This is a genomic window from Allobosea sp. 05T422_2 (assembly GCF_056396265.1).
In genome coordinates this window covers 1-1763 of record NZ_JBFTLD010000497.1, presented here as the reverse complement: position 1 = coordinate 1763, position 1763 = coordinate 1, and the positions used below count along the sequence as shown (strand labels likewise).

Annotated in this window: 1 protein-coding gene; it reads right to left on the bottom strand. The window is 68.0% G+C overall.

The genetic code is table 11. The features are described from left to right. Positions 1–189 precede the first annotated feature (189 nt). The coding region (locus AC1DJT_RS36555; RefSeq protein WP_476836045.1) for a calcium-binding protein at positions 190–1763 on the bottom strand (1574 nt) is incomplete at its 5' end.

The window sequence follows — 1763 nt, the reverse complement described above, 5'->3', positions numbered from 1 at the left end:
TCAGCCCCGAGACCGCRAACAGGAAGAGGAAGGCGGAGCGGAAGCCGAGCGTCAGCCTGGCGGCATCGCGCTTGCGGGCGGAGGTCTGTGCCTTGGAAGGTGCCATGATCGCAAACCGTCAAAAGGAGAAGCAGTCGGCAGGAAGGCGGCCGGCGGACASKGGGTCCGCCGGCCGGGAGGACACGGCTTCTAGAGCGCGAAGTTGCCGGCGGTCAGGGTGTGACTGCCCTTCAGGTTGATCTGGAAGTCGGCATCGCCGTCGGCGTCGACATTGCCCTTGACCACGGTGTAGTCGCCGTCGGCCCGGGTCTCGTAGGAGACCACCAGCTGGGCCGTGGCGGTGAAGGCCGGGCCGCTGGTCAGGGTGAAGCTCTGGTTGCCGGCGAGCGCGCCATTGGCGTCGATGCCGGASAGGTCGAGCTTATCGCCGGGCTCGAAGTCGAGGATGGTGTCGCCATCCGCCGCTTCCTTGCTCTCGAAGCGGAAGGTGTCGTTGCCCGCCCCGCCCTCCATCACGTTCACCGCSGCRCTGGCCGTGATCGTGTCGTTGCCCGMRCCGGTCGCGACGTTCTCGATGCTCCAGAGCGTGTCGCTGCCGCTGTCCGTGCTGACCGCGCTGCCGCGTCCGAGCAGGCCGTTGCCGAGATCGACCGTCAGGTTCGCCATGATCGCCGASAKRTCGAGCGTGTCGATGCCCGTGCCGCCGTCGCTGTCATCGCCGAAATAGACGTCGTTGCCGTCACCGATCGCAGCCACGAACACGTCATTGCCCGCACCCGCCACCACGGTGTCGTCGCCGGCCCCGGCCGTGATCCGGTCGTCGCCSGTGCCACCGAAGATCCGGTCGTTGCCGGCCTCGCCATCGATCAGGTCGTTGCCGGCCCCGCCAAGCAGCACGTCGTCGCCGGCTCCGCCGAAGACCACGTCGCGGCCCTCCCCGGCATCAACGAAGTCGTTGCCGTCGCCCGCCGAGATCGTGTCGTTGCCGCCCGCTCCGATCAGGACATCGTCGCCGCCCTGGCCGATCAGGTTGTCSGCCCCMGMCGCCCCGAGCAACACGTCCGCMTCGGGCRTACCGACCAGAACCAGTCCGGCGTCCGGCTGCGTTGTCTCGCCGGTTCCGCCGCCATTGCCGGTCTCGGTGCCGGTGCCGCAACTCCCGCCGTCGCCGTTCCCGGTCCCATTGCCGCCGCCGCCACCGCCGTTCTCGGTCTCGTTGCCGGAACCGCTGCCGCCGCCATTCTCCGTCTCGCTGCCGGAGCCGGAGCCGCCGCCATTCTCCGTCTCGTTACCTGAGCCAGAGCCGCCGCCATTCTCGGATTCGTTGCCGGAGCTGCTGCCGCCGCCGTTCTCCGTCTCGTTGCCGGTGCCGCCGCCGCCGCCATTCTCCGTCTCGTTGCCGGTGCYGCCGMCGCCGCCATTCTCGGTCTCGTTGCCGGTGCCGCCGCCACCGCCGTTCTCGGTCTCGTTGCCCGAGACGCCGCCGCTCCCGTTACCGGTGCCGATGCCGCCATCATCGACGACGACGGTCTCGAAGATGTTCTCCGGCAGATTGGCCAGGCTGGTATTGCGGGCGATGATGTCCGAGAACTCCTGGCCCTCGATGAAATTTTCGTAGAAGTCGAAATTCTCGACCCGGTCGAGATAGTAGAACCGGTCGGCCTCCTGCAGGCGATCGAACTGCTCCTGCAGCACGACCCAGAAGGTCTGCCCGACCATGCCGCCATTGATATGCGTCTCGGCAAGGCCACCGACCCAGAGAT